At 69.6% G+C, this 16,212-nt stretch carries 13 protein-coding genes and 2 pseudogenes; 8 read left to right on the top strand and 7 right to left on the bottom strand.

What is annotated here, in order from left to right:
• Positions 1 to 1,098, top strand: a pseudogene (locus AC1DU4_RS19790) (DNA polymerase III subunit gamma/tau); the annotation flags it as partial.
• A 133-nt stretch (positions 1,099 to 1,231) separates the two neighbouring features.
• On the opposite strand, the gene AC1DU4_RS19795 reads toward AC1DU4_RS19790, so the two are convergent.
• A complete protein-coding gene (locus AC1DU4_RS19795; protein ID WP_477842687.1) occupies positions 1,232 to 2,203 on the bottom strand; it encodes an alpha/beta hydrolase in 972 nt (323 codons plus the stop codon).
• A 188-nt stretch (positions 2,204 to 2,391) separates the two neighbouring features.
• A complete protein-coding gene (locus tag AC1DU4_RS19800) occupies positions 2,392 to 3,330 on the bottom strand; it encodes an acyl-ACP desaturase (RefSeq protein ID WP_477842689.1) in 939 nt (312 codons plus the stop codon).
• Between the two features lie 345 nt (positions 3,331 to 3,675).
• Between AC1DU4_RS19800 and AC1DU4_RS19805 the strand changes: the two genes are divergently transcribed.
• The 3 genes from AC1DU4_RS19805 to AC1DU4_RS19815 all read left to right on the top strand — a co-directional run bounded on the left by AC1DU4_RS19805 (position 3,676) and on the right by AC1DU4_RS19815 (position 7,622).
• A complete protein-coding gene (locus AC1DU4_RS19805; protein WP_477842691.1) occupies positions 3,676 to 4,890 on the top strand; it encodes an acetyl-CoA C-acetyltransferase in 1,215 nt (404 codons plus the stop codon).
• A 29-nt stretch (positions 4,891 to 4,919) separates the two neighbouring features.
• Positions 4,920 to 7,061, top strand: a complete 2,142-nt coding sequence (locus AC1DU4_RS19810) for a 3-hydroxyacyl-CoA dehydrogenase NAD-binding domain-containing protein (RefSeq protein WP_477842693.1) — start codon at positions 4,920 to 4,922, stop codon at positions 7,059 to 7,061.
• A gap of 186 nt (positions 7,062 to 7,247) precedes the next feature.
• Positions 7,248 to 7,622, top strand: coding sequence for a PH domain-containing protein (locus AC1DU4_RS19815; RefSeq protein WP_072846672.1), 375 nt, complete (start codon positions 7,248 to 7,250; stop codon positions 7,620 to 7,622).
• 74 nt (positions 7,623 to 7,696) lie between these two features.
• Here AC1DU4_RS19815 and AC1DU4_RS19820 read toward each other — a convergent pair.
• Positions 7,697 to 8,863, bottom strand: a pseudogene (locus tag AC1DU4_RS19820) (class I SAM-dependent methyltransferase); the annotation flags it as partial.
• The gene (locus tag AC1DU4_RS19825; RefSeq protein WP_477842733.1) at positions 8,860 to 10,290 is read right to left on the bottom strand and encodes an FAD-binding oxidoreductase; all 1,431 of its coding nucleotides are present in this window, start codon (positions 10,288 to 10,290) and stop codon (positions 8,860 to 8,862) included. The gene AC1DU4_RS19825 and the pseudogene AC1DU4_RS19820, both read right to left, overlap by 4 nt.
• Before the next feature lie 257 nt (positions 10,291 to 10,547).
• Between AC1DU4_RS19825 and AC1DU4_RS19830 the strand changes: the two genes are divergently transcribed.
• The gene (locus AC1DU4_RS19830) at positions 10,548 to 10,982 is read left to right on the top strand and encodes an SRPBCC family protein (RefSeq protein WP_072846670.1); all 435 of its coding nucleotides are present in this window, start codon (positions 10,548 to 10,550) and stop codon (positions 10,980 to 10,982) included.
• A gap of 3 nt (positions 10,983 to 10,985) precedes the next feature.
• On the opposite strand, the gene AC1DU4_RS19835 is transcribed toward AC1DU4_RS19830, so the two are convergent.
• Complete coding sequence (locus AC1DU4_RS19835; RefSeq protein WP_477842695.1) at positions 10,986 to 11,780, bottom strand: Rv3717 family N-acetylmuramoyl-L-alanine amidase; 795 nt, start codon at positions 11,778 to 11,780, stop codon at positions 10,986 to 10,988.
• Positions 11,781 to 11,864: 84 nt separating this feature from the next.
• Between AC1DU4_RS19835 and AC1DU4_RS19840 the strand changes: the two genes are divergently transcribed.
• Together AC1DU4_RS19840 and recR are read left to right on the top strand one after the other, a co-directional pair.
• On the top strand, positions 11,865 to 12,164 hold the full coding sequence (locus AC1DU4_RS19840) for a YbaB/EbfC family nucleoid-associated protein (protein WP_217635565.1): 300 nt from the start codon (positions 11,865 to 11,867) through the stop codon (positions 12,162 to 12,164).
• 9 nt (positions 12,165 to 12,173) lie between these two features.
• Positions 12,174 to 12,782, top strand: a complete 609-nt coding sequence (gene recR, locus AC1DU4_RS19845; RefSeq protein ID WP_072846667.1) for a recombination mediator RecR — start codon at positions 12,174 to 12,176, stop codon at positions 12,780 to 12,782.
• A gap of 80 nt (positions 12,783 to 12,862) precedes the next feature.
• On the opposite strand, the gene AC1DU4_RS19850 is transcribed toward recR, so the two are convergent.
• Both AC1DU4_RS19850 and AC1DU4_RS19855 read right to left on the bottom strand, forming a co-directional pair.
• A complete protein-coding gene (locus AC1DU4_RS19850; protein WP_477842698.1) occupies positions 12,863 to 13,606 on the bottom strand; it encodes a DUF899 domain-containing protein in 744 nt (247 codons plus the stop codon).
• Positions 13,607 to 13,720: 114 nt separating this feature from the next.
• On the bottom strand, positions 13,721 to 14,635 hold the full coding sequence (locus AC1DU4_RS19855; RefSeq protein ID WP_477842700.1) for a LysR family transcriptional regulator: 915 nt from the start codon (positions 14,633 to 14,635) through the stop codon (positions 13,721 to 13,723).
• 136 nt (positions 14,636 to 14,771) lie between these two features.
• Here AC1DU4_RS19855 and AC1DU4_RS19860 point away from each other — a divergent pair, with 136 nt between their 5' ends.
• Complete coding sequence (locus AC1DU4_RS19860) at positions 14,772 to 16,142, top strand: NAD(P)/FAD-dependent oxidoreductase (protein WP_477842735.1); 1,371 nt, start codon at positions 14,772 to 14,774, stop codon at positions 16,140 to 16,142.
• The last annotated feature ends 70 nt before the right edge of the window (positions 16,143 to 16,212 follow it).

Here is a 16,212-nt window from a genome sequence, read left to right on the forward strand (position 1 = left end):
GCGCCGGCCGGCCCGGAACCCGAGCCGATCTACCAGCGGCCCTCGCAGCGGTCGGCAACGCAAGCTTCCGAGCCGGCGCCCGCACCCGTGGAATCTGCTCCGGTGCCTGTTGCCCCGGAACCGGTGGCACAGGTGGCCGAGCCGGTTCCGGCGCCGGTGGTCGAGCCGGCAGCGCCCGCACCGGCCCCGGTGGCCCAGGCGCCCGAGCCCGTGACCCCGGTCGTCGAGCCGCCCGCCCCGGTCGTCGAGCCTTCCGCCCCGGTCGTCGAGACGCCCGCCCCGGAACCGGAGTTCGTGCGGCCCGAGCCGGCGGCCCAGGCCGCACCCGCCCCGGAGCAGTTCGAGCCGGAGCCGGAGCCCGCCGCCCCCGTGCGGCAGCCGGCCGTTCCGGTCGAGATTCCCGTGCAGGCAACGGAACCCGTGCCCGAGCCGGAGCCCGTTCCCGAGCCGATGCCCGAGGCGGAACCGGAGCCCGCACCCGCGGCGGCCGGCCAACCCGACGCCGCCGCGGTCCGCGCGGTGTGGTCCGAGGTCCGCGCCAAGGTACGCGAGCGCAGTCGCACCGTGGAGGTCATGCTCTCCGGTGCCACCGTGCGCGCGATCGAGAACAACCGGCTGATCCTCATCCACGCCTCGGCGCCGCTGGCCAAGCGGCTGGTCGAGGCGCGCAACGCGGACGTCATCCGGGACGCGCTGCGCGAGGTGTTCGGGGTGGACTGGACCGTCGACTGCGAGGTCGGCACCGCGGAGCCCGTCGCGCCGGTGCAGCGTGCCGCGGCCTCGCGCGAGCCGTCGAAACCGGCTGGCGGACCGAGGTTCTCGCGTCCGAGCCAGGGAAATGCCCAGCCGTCGCGGCCGCGCCCGTCAGGGGACTCCGCCGACGACATCCCGCCGCCGGACTACCCGGACTACCCGGACGACCCGGGCCCGCCGCCGAACGAGCCGGAGCCGCCGACCCCGGAGAACGTCACGCCCGAGGACGAGGAAGAGATGATGGCGCAGGCCGCCGAGCCTGGCGCCGAGTCTGTTCGGCGCGACCCGGTGGAGATGGCAATCGAGCTCCTGGCGGACGAGTTGGGCGCCAAGCGCATCGAGTGACGCGGTAGTCCCGCGGCGCGCACCCATCTGGAATGGTGCCGCGTCCACCTGCGGACCGGCTGACCGTCCCCAATGTCACATCGGGTCCCCCCGGGGCACCCGATGTGACATTGGGGAGCGTGACGGGGGTCGGTCAGGCCGAACGCTTGCGCACGGCGCCGAGGCTGCGCCGCGCGAACTCGACGCTCAGCCCGACGGACTCGCGGCTCTCCCTCAGGGTCGGGCCGATCACCGGGAAGGCGTGGATCTGGCCGGCCCACAGGTGGGTCTCGACGGGCTGCCCGGCCCGCTCGAAGCGGGCGGTGAGGCACTCGACGTCCGGGCGCATCAGTTCGTACTCGGCGGCGACCAGGAACACCGGCGGGAACAGGGCCGGGTCGGCGTCGATCGGAGACTGCGCCCCGATGATCTTCTCCGGTCCGGACAGCCAGCGATCCTTGACCTTGCGCACCTGGTTCATCGGCAGGTACGCGTCCCGGCGCATGAACTCCGGGTCGTGCGCCTCGAGGTCGAGGTTGAGCAGCGGCGAGTACCCGAGCACCGCGGCCGGCGTCGGCAGGCCCTGCAGCGCCGCGATCTCGGCCACCTTCATCGCGAGGTAGCCGCCAGCGGAATCGCCGGCGACGACGATCTTGGTGGGGTCGTCACAGCCGTCGAGCAGTTCGCGGTACGCGGTCATCGCGTCGGCGATCGAGGTCCCGATGCCGCCGTGGGGGAGCTGGCGGTAGTCCACCGACACCACCGGGGCGCCGGAGTAGGCGGCGAGCTGGGCGCAGACGCCGCGGTGCGAGCCCAGCCCGCAGAACAGGAACCCGCCGCCGTGGAAGTACAGGACGGTGGCGCCCGAGAAGGCGTCGCCGGCCTGGCGCGGGTGGGTGACGCGTTCGCACCGCACCCCGCCCAGCGTCATCGGCTCGACGGTGGTGTTCGGCGGCGCCGGCATCCGGTCCAGTCGGCTCTCGAGCCGGGCGAGCACGGCCAGACCGCGGTCGCCGGTGGGCCACGCCGCCATCACCGGCTTGACGACGGCGCGGGCAAACCCGAAGACGAGGTGCGCGCGCCAACTCGTCTTCCAGTGCCAGATCGTGGATCCACCCGTTCGCATGCCGTCCCCTTCGCCGCCTGCCATGTGCCGGGACCACCATAGGGCGGTCAGGGCCGGGACACACGGCAACGCGAGGGGCGCGGACGAGAAGTCCGCCCGGACACGGGTGAAACTGTCGGGTGACGTCGGTGTGATGTCGATCCCGCGACTGGTCAGAGGTGTGAGCCCCGGACCTCGGCGAGCCGGGCTCAGGCCCGCGCGCCCTCCCGGGCCCGCAGCCGCTCGCGGGTCTCCTCGAAGCGGACCGCCTTGCGTGAGAGTTCCTCGAGGTGGTCGGCGAGCCGGTCCCGGGCCCGCTCGCCGACCGCGGTGAAGTCGTTGCGGTCGAACACCTTCCACATCCGCAGCACCGGCCACAGCACGTCGTCGAGGTGCTGACGCAGGTCGTAGATGCCGTGGGTGGCGAGGAGCAGCGCGTTGCGCCGGAAGTCCGGCATCGACAGACCGGGCATCTGGAACCGGATCACCACCTCGGTGATCGCGTCCATCGCCGCGTCGGGCGTCAGGTCGAGGGCGGCGCCGGCGAGCGTCCGGTAGAAGACCATGTGCAGGTTCTCGTCGGCGGCGATCCGGTCCAGCATCCGCTCGGCGTCGGCGTCCGCGCAGGCATGACCGGTGTTGCGGTGTGAGAGTCGGGTCGCCAGTTCCTGGAAGGTCACGTAGGACACCGAGTGCAGGAAGGAGCCGTCCATCGGCGAGCTCAGCCCGGTGGTCATGTGCGCCATGCGCATCTCCTCGAGCCGCACCGGGTCGACGGATCGGGTCACCGTCAGGTAGTCCCGCATCACGATGCCGTGCCGGTTYTCCTCGGCGGTCCAGCGGTTCACCCAGGTTCCCCACGCCCCCTCGCGGGAGAAGCTCGCCGTGATCTCCCGGTGGTAGGACGGCAGGTTGTCCTCGGTCAGCAGGTTCGTGATCATCGCCGCCGTGGCCACCTCCGAGAGCCGGGACTGCTCGGGCGCCCAGTCGTCGCCGCCCAGTGCGGCGAAGTTGCGACCCTCGTCCCACGGCACGTAGTCGTGCGGGTGCCAGTCCTTCGCGATCGACAGGTGCTGGTTCAGGCCGGACTCGACGGTCGGCTCGAGCTCGCGGAGCAGTTCCAGTTGGTTCGGGGTGGAGATGGTCATCGAGTCTCCCTATGGCGGACGCCTGGCGGATCTTCTCTCCCACGCTGCCGGCCGTCGGGCCGTACCCAATTGAACACCCGGATCCGACGCGCTTCCAGGCGAACGAGCGGGGTGGCCCGGTTGGAACCGGGGCCGGACGCCCGCCGCCGGTGTGATCGCAATGGTCACAGACCTCGATCGGTTCGGTCCTAGATCATTTTTTGGAACACGTTCTAGGATTGTGTGGTCGAGGTGTCTACCTCGGGTCCGGCGCTGGATGGGCGGCGCCAGGCGTGGAATTTTTCACTGAACATCGCGAACCGCACGCATGCGCGCGGGGACGTGCACAGGAAGGAACACCTCACAGTGACCACAGAGGCATTCATTTATGAAGCCATCCGAACCCCGCGTGGCCGCGGCAAGAAGACCGGTTCGCTGCATTCGGTCAAGCCGATCTCACTGGTCACCGGCCTGATCGACGAGCTGCGTGTGCGCTTCCCGGACCTCGACGAGGACCGCATCTCCGACCTGATCCTCGGCGTGGTCTCCCCGCTCGGTGACCAGGGCATGGACATCGCCCGTATCGCGGCCACCGACGCCGGCCTGCCCGACACCGTCGGCGGCGTGCAGATCAACCGCTTCTGCGCCTCCGGCCTCGAGGCCGTGAACATGGCCGCGCAGAAGGTGCGTTCCGGCTGGGACGAGCTGATCATCGCCGGCGGCGTCGAGTCGATGTCGCGCGTCAAGATGGGAAGCGACGGCGGCCCCTGGGTCAACGACCCGGCCACCAACTACGACAACTACGTTGTCCCGCAGGGCATCTCCTCTGATCTGATCGCCACCATCGAGGGCTTCAGCCGCGACGACGTCGACGCCTACGCCGTCCGCTCGCAGGACCTCGCGGCCAAGGCCTGGGCCGGCGGCTACTTCGCCAAGTCCATCGTCCCGGTCAAGGACATGAACGGCATCACCATCCTCGACCACGACGAGCACATGCGTCCGGGCACCACGGTCGAGTCCCTGTCGAGCCTGGCCCCCGCCTTCGCGATGATCGGCGAGATGGGCGGCTTCGACGCCGTCGCCATGCAGAAGTACCACTTCGTGGAGAAGATCAACCACGTCCACCACGGCGGCAACAGCTCCGGCATCGTCGACGGCGCCGCGCTGCTGCTGGTCGGTACCGAGCAGGCCGGCAAGGACATGGGCATGACCCCGCGGGCCCGCGTCGTTGCGACCGCCACCTCCGGCGCCGACTCGACCATCATGCTCACCGGCCCGACGCCGGCGGCCAAGAAGGCCCTGGCCGCCGCGGGTCTGACGATCGAGGACATGGACCTCGTCGAGATCAACGAGGCGTTCGCCTCCGTGGTGCTCAAGTTCCAGAAGGACATGAACATCCCGGACGAGAAGCTCAACGTCAACGGCGGCGCGATCGCCATGGGCCACCCGCTCGGCGCCACCGGCGCGATGATCACCGGCACCATGATCGACGAGCTCGAGCGCCGCAACGCCCGCTACGCACTGGTCACCCTGTGCATCGGCGGCGGCATGGGCGTGGCCACCATCATCGAGCGCGTCTGACGCGGCCCGGACTACCAGGAGACTTAGCAGTGAGCGAGCAGAACATCATCAACTGGGAGCAGGACGCCGACGGAATCGTCGTGCTCACCATCGACGACCCCAACCAGGGCGCGAACACCATGAACTCGGCCTACATCGCCTCGATGAAGGCCACCGTGGACCGGCTGTACGCCGAGAAGGACGCCATCACCGGCGTCGTCCTGACCTCGGGCAAGAAGACCTTCTTCGCCGGCGGCGACCTGAAGAACATGATCAAGGTCGGCCCCGAGAACGCCGAGGAGATCTTCAACCACAGCGTCGTCCTCAAGGCGGACCTGCGTCGCCTCGAGACCCTCGGCAAGCCCGTCGTCACCTGCATCAACGGTGCGGCGCTCGGCGGCGGCCTGGAGATCGCGCTGGCGACGCACCACCGCATCGCCGCGGACGTCAAGGGCGTCAAGATCGGCCTGCCCGAGGTCACCCTCGGCCTGCTGCCCGGCGGCGGCGGCGTAGTCCGTACCGTCCGCATGTTCGGCCTGATGCCGGCGCTGACGCAGATGCTGCTGCAGGGCCAGCAGCGCGGCCCCGTCGCGGCCAAGGAGGTCGGTCTGGTCGACGAGGTCGTCTCCTCCGTCGAGGAGCTCGTCCCCGCCGCGAAGGCGTGGATCAAGGCCAACCCCGAGTCCGGCGTGCAGCCGTGGGACGTCAAGGGCTACAAGATCCCCGGTGGCACCCCCGCCACCCCGGCGTTCGCGGCGAACCTGCCCGCCTTCCCGGCGAACCTGCGCAAGACCCTCAAGGGCGCTCCGATGGAGGCTCCGCGCGCCATCATGGCCGCCGCGGTCGAGGGCAGCCAGGTCGACATCGACAACGCGCTGACCATCGAGTCGCGCTACTTCACGTCGCTGGTCACCGGCCAGGTCGCCAAGAACATGATCCAGGCGTTCTTCTTCGACATCCAGGCGATCGGCTCCGGCGCCTCGCGTCCGAAGGACATCCCCAAGGGCGAGATCAAGAAGATCGGCGTGCTCGGCGCCGGCATGATGGGCGCGGGCATCGCGTACGTCTCCGCCAAGGCCGGGTTCGAGGTCGTGCTCAAGGACGTCACCATCGAGGCGGCGACCAAGGGCAAGGCGTACTCCGAGAAGATCGAGGCCAAGGCCCTCTCGCGTGGCAAGACCACGCAGGAGGCGTCGGACGCCCTGCTCGCGCGCATCACCCCGACCGCGGACGCGGCCGACTTCGCGGGCGTCGACTTCGTGGTCGAGGCGGTCTTCGAGTCGCCCGAGCTCAAGGCCAAGGTCTTCCAGGAGATCGAGGACATCGTCGAGCCCAACGCGCTGCTGGGCTCGAACACCTCGACGCTGCCGATCACCGGTCTCGCGACCGGCGTCAAGCGCCAGGAAGACTTCATCGGCATCCACTTCTTCTCTCCCGTGGACAAGATGCCGCTGGTCGAGATCATCCGCGGTGAGAAGACCTCCGACGAGGCGCTGGCCCGGGTGTTCGACTTCGTCCAGGCGATCCGCAAGACCCCGATCGTGGTCAACGACTCGCGTGGGTTCTTCACCTCGCGCGTCATCGGCACCTTCATCAACGAGGCCATCGGCATGGTCGCCGAGGGCATCGAGCCGGCCACCATCGAGCAGGCCGGCATGCAGGCGGGCTACCCGGCGGCGCCGCTGCAGCTCTCGGACGAGCTGAACCTGACGCTGATGCAGAAGATCCGCGCGGAGTCCAAGGCCGCGGCGCTGGCGGAGGGCAAGGAACTGCCCGCCGACCCGGCCGGCGACGTCATCAACTTCCTCGTCGAGGGCAACGACCGCAAGGGTCGCCTCGGCGGTGCGGGCTTCTACGACTACACCGACGGCAAGCGCACCGGCCTGTGGCCGGGCCTGCGTGAGCAGTTCAACTCCGGCTCGAACCAGGCCCCGATCCAGGACCTGATCGAGCGGATGCTGTTCATCGAGGCCATCGAGACGCAGAAGTGCTTCGACGAGGGCGTCCTGATGACCAGCGCCGACGCCAACATCGGCTCGATCATGGGCATCGGCTTCCCGGCCTGGACCGGTGGCGTGCACCAGTACGTCGTCGGCTACGAGGGCGGCAAGGCCGGCTTCGTCAAGCGCGCCGAGGAGCTCGCCGCGAAGTACGGCGAGCGCTTCACCCCGCCGGCCTCCCTGAAGGCCTAGGCTCCAACCTCCTCGAGGCGTTTCCCGTTCGGTCCGTCCGAGCGGGGAACGCCTCGAGGCGTTTCCGGGGTCCGCCGTACACGCTCGAGGCCGATCTCCCGCTGTTCGAGCGAAACTCAGCACGTTGGGGCCGGTGGCGAGGTACGATTTCCGGCCCGTCGGGGGCCATCACTACTCTCTCTTCGCATGATCGATTTTCAGAATGCCGCCTTCGCCAAGCTCGGCCCCGTCAGTCCGGCCGAACTTCACGGCGAGATCGCCCCACTCCTTGTCGAGGGCGAGCAGCTTCACCTCGCCTTCAAGGGGATCCGTGACAGCGTCGTGTTCACCAACAAACGGCTCATCGCGATCAATGTGCAGGGGCTGACGGGCAAGAAGAGGGACTACAGTTCGCTGCCCTACAACAAGATCCAGGCATGGAGCGTCGAGACGGCCGGTACCTTCGACCTCGACGCGGAACTGGAGATGTGGTTCAGCGGTTTGGGCAAGGTGCGCCTGGAGTTCAAGGGCAAGGTGGACATCCAGCACATCGGGCAGCTGATCGGTCACTTCGTTCTCTGACAGGCCGAAGTCCTCCGACAGACAGGAAGGGGCCCTTCGTTCACCGGAACGAAGGGCCCCTTCCTGTGTCGACGCTGCGCGACGCAGGCGTCCCAGTTGTCGACCAGGTTCCGGCACCAACCGGCCAGTGTCAGCGCGTAGTGCTCGCGGAGGTTCTCCTCGTGCCGCACCTCGAGGCCGACGTCCTGCATCTCGGTGATGATCCGGCCGGACCCGGTCAGCTCGCCGTCCGGGAACACGTACCGGTCGATGAATCCGCCGGCCCGCGCCGCGTGCTTGTTGTCGGGACGGGTGATGCAGTGGTTGAGCACCACCCCGCCCTCACGCAGCTTGTCCTTGATGAACCCGAAGTAGGCGGGGTAGTTGCCGACGCCGATGTGCTCGGTCAGCCCGATCGAGGAGACCGCGTCGAATCCGGTCTCGGTGACGTCCCGGTAGTCCGAGTGCCGCACCTCGGCGAGATCCGAGAGTCCTTCCTCGGCAATGGCTTTCTGGGCCCACTCGGCCTGCTCGGCCGAGAGGGTCACGCCGATCACCCGGACGCCGCGGCGGGCGGCGTACCGGACCATCGAACCCCAGCCGCAGCCGATGTCGAGCAGTCGGTCGCCGGCCTTGAGCCCGAGCTTGTCGAACACCAGCCGGTACTTGTTGTGCTGGGCGTCCTCGAGGGACTGCTCTGCGGACTCGTAGGCCGCGCAGGTGTACGTCATCGACGGCCCGAGCACGTGCTCGTAGAAGGCGTTGGAGACGTCGTAGTGGTGGTGGATCACCTCCGCGTCGCGAGTCTTGGAGTGCCGCAACCCTTCCGCGAACCGGCGCCAGCGCGGCAGGTGCTCCTGCGGCGGCGGGGCGATGGGGCGCAACAGGTCCCAGCCCAGGGAGCGGGTGATGGTGGCGAGGGTCAGCGCCGAAGGGCGACGGAAATGCATGTCGTCGCCCATCACCCGGAGCAGTTCGTAGGGGTCGCCGGGGTGCACGCCGGTGGCCTCGAGGTCGCCCGAGACGTACGCCCGGGCCATGCCGAGGTCGCCGGGGGCGGTCGCCAGGTAGGTGGCGCCGCGCGGCGACTTGAGCGACAGGCCGTACTCGGCGTCGGTGGGTCCGGCGGCACTGCCGTCGTATGCGGTGAAACGCAGGGGGATGTCGCCGTCGGCGACGGTCTCGAGGATCTCGGCAATCGAGAGCTTCTGTGCGCCGTTGAGGTGTCCGATCGGGGTATGAGAATCCTTGTACGTGGTCACTTGCGTTGCACCGCCTTTGAGTACAGGTCCAGTAGACGTGAATCGGGGTCGTAGCGTTGCTTGAGCTCGCGGAAGCGTTCGCCGCCGTAGAGGACGTCGAACTCCTCCTTGGTGTAGTAGGAGTCGGAGTACAGGGACTTGTGTCCCTCGAAGTCGCTGACCGTGTGCTCGATCAGCCGGTTCGCGGCGCCCTCGGGTTGGCCCGAGACGATCGGAACCGACGACCAGAAGCCGATGTTGACGTAGGTCCGCTTCGGCTCCAGCGGGTACAGCGGCCAGGGCCGCGCGGCCGAGGCCCCGGTGGGAGCGGGTTCGCGCAGTCGCAGCGGGCACAGCCACAGCGGCTCGATCGGGATCTCCCGCAGGAACCAGTGCACGAAGTCGGCGGTGCGCTCGATCGGCACCTCGACGTCCTGCACCACCCGCTCGCGCGGCGGGTTGCCCTTGCGTCGCTCGAGCCGGTCGCCGATGTCGTACTTCTGGTCGAGTGCGATCAGCTTCCAGTAGAAACTGCTGCGCCGGTAGCGTTTCGGCCATACCCGCCGGATCCGCGGGTGCTGCGCGCCGAACGCCCGCGAGCACCAGAACCAGTCGGTGTCCCAGCGCCACAGGTAGTCGTGGATGGTCAGCCGGTCGGTCTTCGGGTGGGTGGTGGACACGTGCTGCATCGACCGGTAGTAGATCTGCTGGCCGGTGTAGTCGCTGACCGGGCCGCGTTCGTCGGTCTGCGTGCCGAGCGTCAGATAGCTCTCGGTCGCCGAGAACACGGTGCCGTCCAGGTAGTCCACCGCGATGCCGTCGTGGCTGCGCTCCGACGCGATCCGGTCCATCGCGGCCTGCAGCTCGGCGAGGTCGTCGAACCGCAGGTGCCGCAGCGCGACAAAGGGTTTGACCGGTTCGAGTGCGATCCGCAGCCGGGTGGAGTAGCCCAGGGTGCCGTACGAGTTGGGAAAGCCCCAGAACAGGTCCGCGTGGTCGCCGTCGGGCGTCGCGGTGACGATCTCGCCGCTGCCGGTCAGCACGTCGATCTCGAGCACCGACTCGTGCGGCAGCCCGTTGCGGAACGAGGTGGACTCGATGCCCAGGCCGGTGACCGCGCCGCCGAGGGTGATGGTCTTGAGCTGGGGGACGACCAGCGGTGCCAGGCCGTAGGGGAGGGTCGCGTCGACGAGGTCCTCGTACGTGCACATCCCGGCGACGTCGGCGGTGCGCGCCACCGGGTCCACCGAGATCACCCCGGTCAGGCCGGAGACGTCGAGCCCGGGCGCATCGCTCCGGGCGCGGGCCCGGAACAGGTTGGACGTCTTCTTCGCCAGTCGCACGGTGGCGTCCGGTGGGATGGCGTGGTAACTCGACAGCAGTCGTTGCACGCCTGCGCGGTGGGCCTGCGACCCGACCTCTCGCGGCGTGGATGATCGTCTGCTCAGTCCTTCGCGTAACGCACTCAGAGTGACAGCCACCCTTCGACGCTATCGCGCACCGCCGGACTCGGCGACCGGTGATTCGCGGTCAACCGGAAACGTCACGTAAACGTTGCGATTCGGTCGCGGACCGACCCGCCACGGCATCCGGTTGTGATACCCCGCACACGCGACGGCAGAAGGTAGCCGGGGCATTCGGGACCGGGCACGATGGCGGGGGTCGGCGCACCGTCAGCGCCGGCTCAGCCTTAAGGAGATCCACAGTGGGACAGGTCAGCGCCAGCAGTTCGGTCGAGGTCACGGCGACGCCGGAGCAGGTGCTCGCGGCCCTTGCCGACTACGAGACGGTGCGTCCCCGCATCCTCACCGAGCAGTACCTGGACTACCGCGTGCTCGAGGGCGGCCAGGGCGCCGGCACGGTCGCGCAGTGGACGCTCAAGGCCACCGAGAAGCGTTCGCGCGACATCAAGGCGACCGTCGCCGTGGCCGGCAACACCGTCACCGAGACCGACGCCAACTCCAGCCTCGTCACCACCTGGACGGTCGCGCCGTCGGGATCCGGCACGACGGTCACCACCACCACCGCGTGGAAGGGCGCCGGCGGCGTCGGCGGCTTCTTCGAGCGCACCTTCGCCCCGCTGGGACTGCGGAAGATCCAGGGCGCGGTGCTGGCCAACCTGGCCCGCGAGGTCGGCTGACCGCTACCGCGGACCCAGGAAGTCGGCGACGCCGCGCGCCACGGCACCCGCGTAGCGGGCCCGGCCCGCGGCGTCGGTCATCGAGCGGGCCTCGTCGGCGTTGCGCATGTTGCCCAACTCCACCAGGACTGTGGGTCGCTGCGCCAGGTTGAGCCCGGTGAGGTCCTCGCGGGGCATCAGCCCGTCCTGTCCGACGTACGTCGACGGGACGAGGCCGGCCTCGCGCAGCGAGTCCCGGACGGCTCCGGCGAACGCCACGGACGGGCCGGCCTGCGTCGGGTTGAGCGGCGGCGCCGAGTAGCAGACGTGGAATCCGTGCTGGTCCGGCCCGGCGCCGTCGGCGTGCACGGACACCGCCGCGTCGACGCCCGCGGCGTTGGCGGCCTCGACGCGGGCGTCCACGCACGGCCCGACCGCCGCGTCGTCCGGGCGGCTGAGCAGCACCCGGGCACCGAGCGCCTCGAGTTCGGCCCGGATCAGCGCGCTGACCTCCCAGGCGAAGGTGTGCTCGGGGTACCCGGCGTCGGTGCTGGTGCCGGTGGTCTGACAGTCCTTGGTGCCGCCGCGGCCGGTGGGGACCTGGTTTCCGGCCGAGGCGTCGTTGGCGCCGTTGTGTCCGGGGTCGAGGAACACCGTCCGGCCCGCGAGGATCGGCGTCGCCGGGGCGTCGACGGCGACGCCCGGCGCGTCCACACCGGCCGCGGCGGCGTCGTCGACCGGGATGGTGCACCCGGCGAGCGCCGACGCGGACGCGGCCAGGAGCAGCAGCGCCGTCAGCCGCCCCGTCGTCTGTCGCATCCGAACCACGCTAGCGGCAAGCGTCTACGCTGGCGGACAACACGCAGAAAGGACATCGACGTGCAGCCCGGTGGACAACCCGACATGCAGCAACTCCTCGCGCAGGCCCAGCAGATGCAGCAGCAGCTGATGGCCGCGCAGGCCGAGATCGCCAAGGAAGAGGTCACCGGCCAGGCCGGCGGCGGACTCGTCACGGCCACCGTCCGGGGGACCGGTGAGGTGGTGGCCCTGACGATCGACCCGAAGGTGGTCGACCCCGACGACGTCGAGACCCTGCAGGACCTGGTGATCGGGGCCATCGCGGACGCGGCGACGCAGGCGCAGGCGCTGGCGGCCGGCAAGCTCGGGCCGCTCGCGGGTGGCCTGCCCGGACTCCCCTTCTAGCGGCGCCCGGTGTACGAAGGTCCGGTTCAGGATCTGATCGACGAGCTCGGCAAGCTGCCGGGCGTCGGTCCCAAGAGCGCCCAGCGGATTGCCTTCCACCTGCTCAGCGTCGAGCCGACGGAGATCGACCGGCTGCAGAAGGCGCTGCAACGGGTGCGCGACGGGGTGCAGTTCTGTGAGGTCTGCGGCACGGTCTCCGACAAGGAGCGGTGCCGGATCTGCTCGGACTCCCGGCGTGACCGCACCATCATCTGCGTGGTCGAGGAGCCCAAGGACGTGCAGGCCGTCGAGCGCACCCGCGAGTTCAAGGGGCTGTACCACGTGCTCGGCGGCGCGCTGGATCCGCTCAGCGGCGTCGGTCCCGACCAGCTCCGGATCCGGGAGTTGCTCGCGCGCATCGGCAACCAGGACGACGGTGTCGACGTCGCCGAGGTGATCATCGCGACCGACCCGAACACCGAGGGCGAGGCGACCGCGACCTACCTGGTGCGGATGCTGCGCGACTTCCCCGGACTGTCCGTCACCCGGCTGGCCTCGGGTCTGCCGATGGGCGGCGACCTCGAGTTCGCGGACGAGCTGACCCTCGGGCGCGCGCTGTCGGGCCGCCGCGCGATGTAGTTGCCGGGGCGGCGGACCGACCTCCGCCGTCCCCGCCCGCACCGACCGGGGCCGTGGCGCGCCGGCGGCAGGAATCGGGGTCAGGACGCGAAGTCTGGCCTCGCCGAGCGGGCGGACTCGCTGCGCCCCTTCGGCTCCTCCCACTCCTCCTGCCGCCCGAGGGCGGTGAGGTCCAGGAAGTAGTACGAGCCCCCGGTCGACTCCAGGCCGCGGGCGTACTGCGAGTAGGTGTGGAAGACGCGGTCGTCAACCCGGAGGAAGCAGCTCCGGCCCGGCATCTCGAACGGCTGCTCGGCGTCGAAGAAGTCCGAGCCCGTCGCCTCGAACTCCGCCCGGCTGCGGAAGTTGTACCGCCCCGGCGTCACCGACTCGTCGATCGTCACCCCGAAGTCGTAGTTGAAGTCGGTGCGCAGCGAGGAGTACCACGGCAGGTCCCAGCCCTTCGCGGCCTTGTAGCGCACCAGCTTCGCCAGCGGCGCCCTCGACACCAGCACGTAGCTGGTGTCCCGCACGTGCAGGTGCCTGACGAAGCCGGGGGAGAGCTCGTCGGTGCCCGCGGTGCAGCTCGGGCAGCCCTCGTCCCAGGACGGGTCGAACATGAAGTGGTAGACGATCAGTTGCCGACGGCCGTCGAACAGGTCGATCAGGCGCGCCGGGCCGTTCGGGCCGTCGAAGAGGTAGTCCTTCTCGACCTCGACCATCGGCAGGTTGCGCCGCCGCGTGTTCAGCGCGTCCCGCGCCTTGGTCAGGGCCTTCTCCTCGGCGAGCAGTTCCTCGCGGGCGGCCAGCCATTCGTCTCGGGTTCCGATCCTCGGAAGCGTCATCGCATCTCCTGAAGTTCGAGTCCAGCGCGCGGGTCCRCGCACGGCGGCCGGACAGGCCGCCTACAAAGGTCGACCCGGCGCGGCGCGGAAACTCATCGGCCGGGACCGGGGCGGCTAGGCCTCGGGGTCCGATGCGTCGGCCGAGGTTTCGGCGGGGTACATGGTCTGGCGCAGTGAACTCACCAGGTGCGCCATCGCCGGCGAGGGCTCGGCGCCGCTGTGCACGACGCCGCAGACCGGCACGCGGAGCCGTCCGCGGGCCTCGCGCATCACGCTCAGGCCGGTCCGGGTGACGTCGGTGACCGTGCTGGCATAGAGCACCGTCCAGGCCCGGGGGTTGGTGAGCAGGTCGAGGGTGGCCCGGTGGTCGCGCGCGATCGGCGGGCCGAGCTGCACCCGCCGCCCCACCTCCACGAACGCGTCCTCGACCACCGAATGCAGCAGGACCTGACTGTGCCGCGGCGGCAGCAGCAACGGGTACGGGGCCAGCTCGCCGAGCTCGACGGTGGAGAAGGCGGACAGCGGATGCTGGCTCGACGTCACGATCAGCAGGTCCTCGATGCCCAGCTGGACGATCTCGAGGCCCGGTCGGTCGACGTCCCCGCGGATCAGCGCGAGGTCGGCGTCACCGGCCGCGACGGCGTCGATGCGGTCCGCGAAGCTCTTGATCACGAACTCGATGTCGACGTCCGGGTGCCGTTCGCGGACGCGGGCGATGGCGTCGAGGCTCTGCGGCGCGAAACTCATGTTCGCGGTGATCCGGATCCTGTTGCGGGGCTCGCGCGCGACGGCGAACGCCTGGCTCTCGAGGCTCAGCACCTGCTGCGCGATCGGCACCAGCCGGGCACCCGCGGGGGTGAGCCGGACGACCCGCGTGGACCGTTCGAACAGCGAGGCGCCCAGTTCCCCCTCGAGCCGGGTGATCTGGTGGCTGATCGCCGACTGCGAGATGAAGCAGCGTTGCGCGGCGCGGCTGAAGTTCAGTTCCTCGCTGACCGCGAGGAAGTAACGCAGTTGCCGGAAGTCCATGCCCCCATCCTACTTATGAGCAATCCAGATAACTGTTCTCCGAATATCCCAGCTGGGTGGCCAAACCGGGCCCCAAATCCTTAGCGTGGCTCTCATACATCTGATCGAGCTGGAGGTTTTCGTGAGCGAGGCAGGCATGGACCGCACTGAGGTTGTCATCGTGGGCTCGGGCTTCGGCGCCCTCGCCACGGCCAAGAAGCTGGCCAAGGCCGGCACGCCGTTCGTCCTCATCTCCGAGACCACCGAGCACCTCTTCCAGCCCCTGCTCTACCAGGTTGCCACCGGCGTGCTCTCCGCCGGCGAGATCGCCCCCTCGGTCCGTTCGATCCTCGCGAAGTACCCGAACGCCGACGTCCGGCTGGGCCGGGTCGTCGACGTGCGACCCGACGACCAGGAGCTCGACTACCTGGCGGGCGGGGTGCGCCACACGATCGCGTACCGCTCGCTGGTCGCGGCGACCGGCGCGCGGCAGTCGTACTTCGGCCGCGACGAGTTCGCGAAGGTCACCTACGCACTCAAGACCGTCGACGACGCCGAGCGGCTGCGCTCGCAGATCGTGCGCTGCTTCGAGGAGGCGCACACCACCACCGACCCGGAGCGCCGCAAGAACCTGCTCAGCTTCATCGTCATCGGTGCCGGCGCGACCGGCGTCGAGCTGGCCGGCCAGATCAAGGAGCTCGCGGGCCGCTACTTCGAGCAGTCGATCCGCGGCATCACCGCCGCCGACGTCACCGTCACCCTGGTCGAGGGCGCCGGTGTGGCGCTGCCCGCGTACGGCGGCAAGCTCAGCGAGTACACCAAGGTGTCGCTGGAGAAGTCGGGCGTCGAGGTGGTGCTGAACACCCTCGTCACCGACATCGACGAGCACGGCGCGACCTTCAAGGCGCACGGCAGCGAGGCCGGCGAGCGGCGCACCGCCGAGACGATCATCTGGTCGGCGGGCGTGCAGGCCAACGACTTCGCCTCGGTGCTCGCCGAGCGCACCGGCTGCGAGACCGACCGCGCCGGGCGCCTCCTGGTCAACCAGGACCTGACCGTCGGCGGCCGCGCCGACATCTTCGCGATCGGCGACATGACCTCGCTGAACAACCTTCCGGGCCAGTCGCCCGTGGCGATGCAGGGCGGACGGCACGTCGCCCGCACGATCCTCGGCAAGACCCCCCGCGGCACCGCGTTCAAGTTCCGCGACAAGGGCAGCATGGCGATCATCAACCGCTTCCGCGCGGTGACCAAGGTGAAGAAGATCGAGCTCACCGGCGCCCTGGCCTGGGTGCTGTGGCTGGTCGTGCACATGATGTACCTGGTCGGCTTCCGCAACCGGTACATCGCGGTGATGTCGTGGTTCGGTTCGTTCCTGGGGCACCGCCGCCCGCACTTCTACTACGCGCAGAAGGCCGGCGCGACGGAGACGGCGCTGCCGGAGCCGGTCGAGACCGAGCCGATCAAGACCGAGCTGATCAAGACCGAGGTGCAGGCAGAGAAGCGGGTGCCGGTCCCCGTCTCCTGATCGCCGGCGGCCGCGCCGGCTGATCTCGACCGGTGCCGGACGCCGGGCGAGAGCCGGTGCCCGGGCGTAG

The sequence above is a fragment of the Rhodococcus sp. P4_F5 genome (assembly GCF_056401315.1).

Bases quoted from the DNA above. Each gene is read 5' to 3' on its own strand.
- AC1DU4_RS19850 (WP_477842698.1), bottom strand. From the start codon at position 13,606: ATGACGCTTCCGAGGATCGGAACCCGAGACGAATGGCTGGCCGCCCGC.
- AC1DU4_RS19855 (WP_477842700.1), bottom strand. From the start codon at position 14,635: ATGGACTTCCGGCAACTGCGTTACTTCCTCGCGGTCAGCGAGGAACTG.
- AC1DU4_RS19840 (WP_217635565.1), top strand. From the start codon at position 11,865: ATGCAGCAACTCCTCGCGCAGGCCCAGCAGATGCAGCAGCAGCTGATG.
- AC1DU4_RS19815 (WP_072846672.1), top strand. From the start codon at position 7,248: ATGATCGATTTTCAGAATGCCGCCTTCGCCAAGCTCGGCCCCGTCAGT.
- AC1DU4_RS19795 (WP_477842687.1), bottom strand. From the start codon at position 2,203: ATGCGAACGGGTGGATCCACGATCTGGCACTGGAAGACGAGTTGGCGC.
- AC1DU4_RS19860 (WP_477842735.1), top strand. From the start codon at position 14,772: ATGGACCGCACTGAGGTTGTCATCGTGGGCTCGGGCTTCGGCGCCCTC.
- AC1DU4_RS19835 (WP_477842695.1), bottom strand. From the start codon at position 11,780: ATGCGACAGACGACGGGGCGGCTGACGGCGCTGCTGCTCCTGGCCGCG.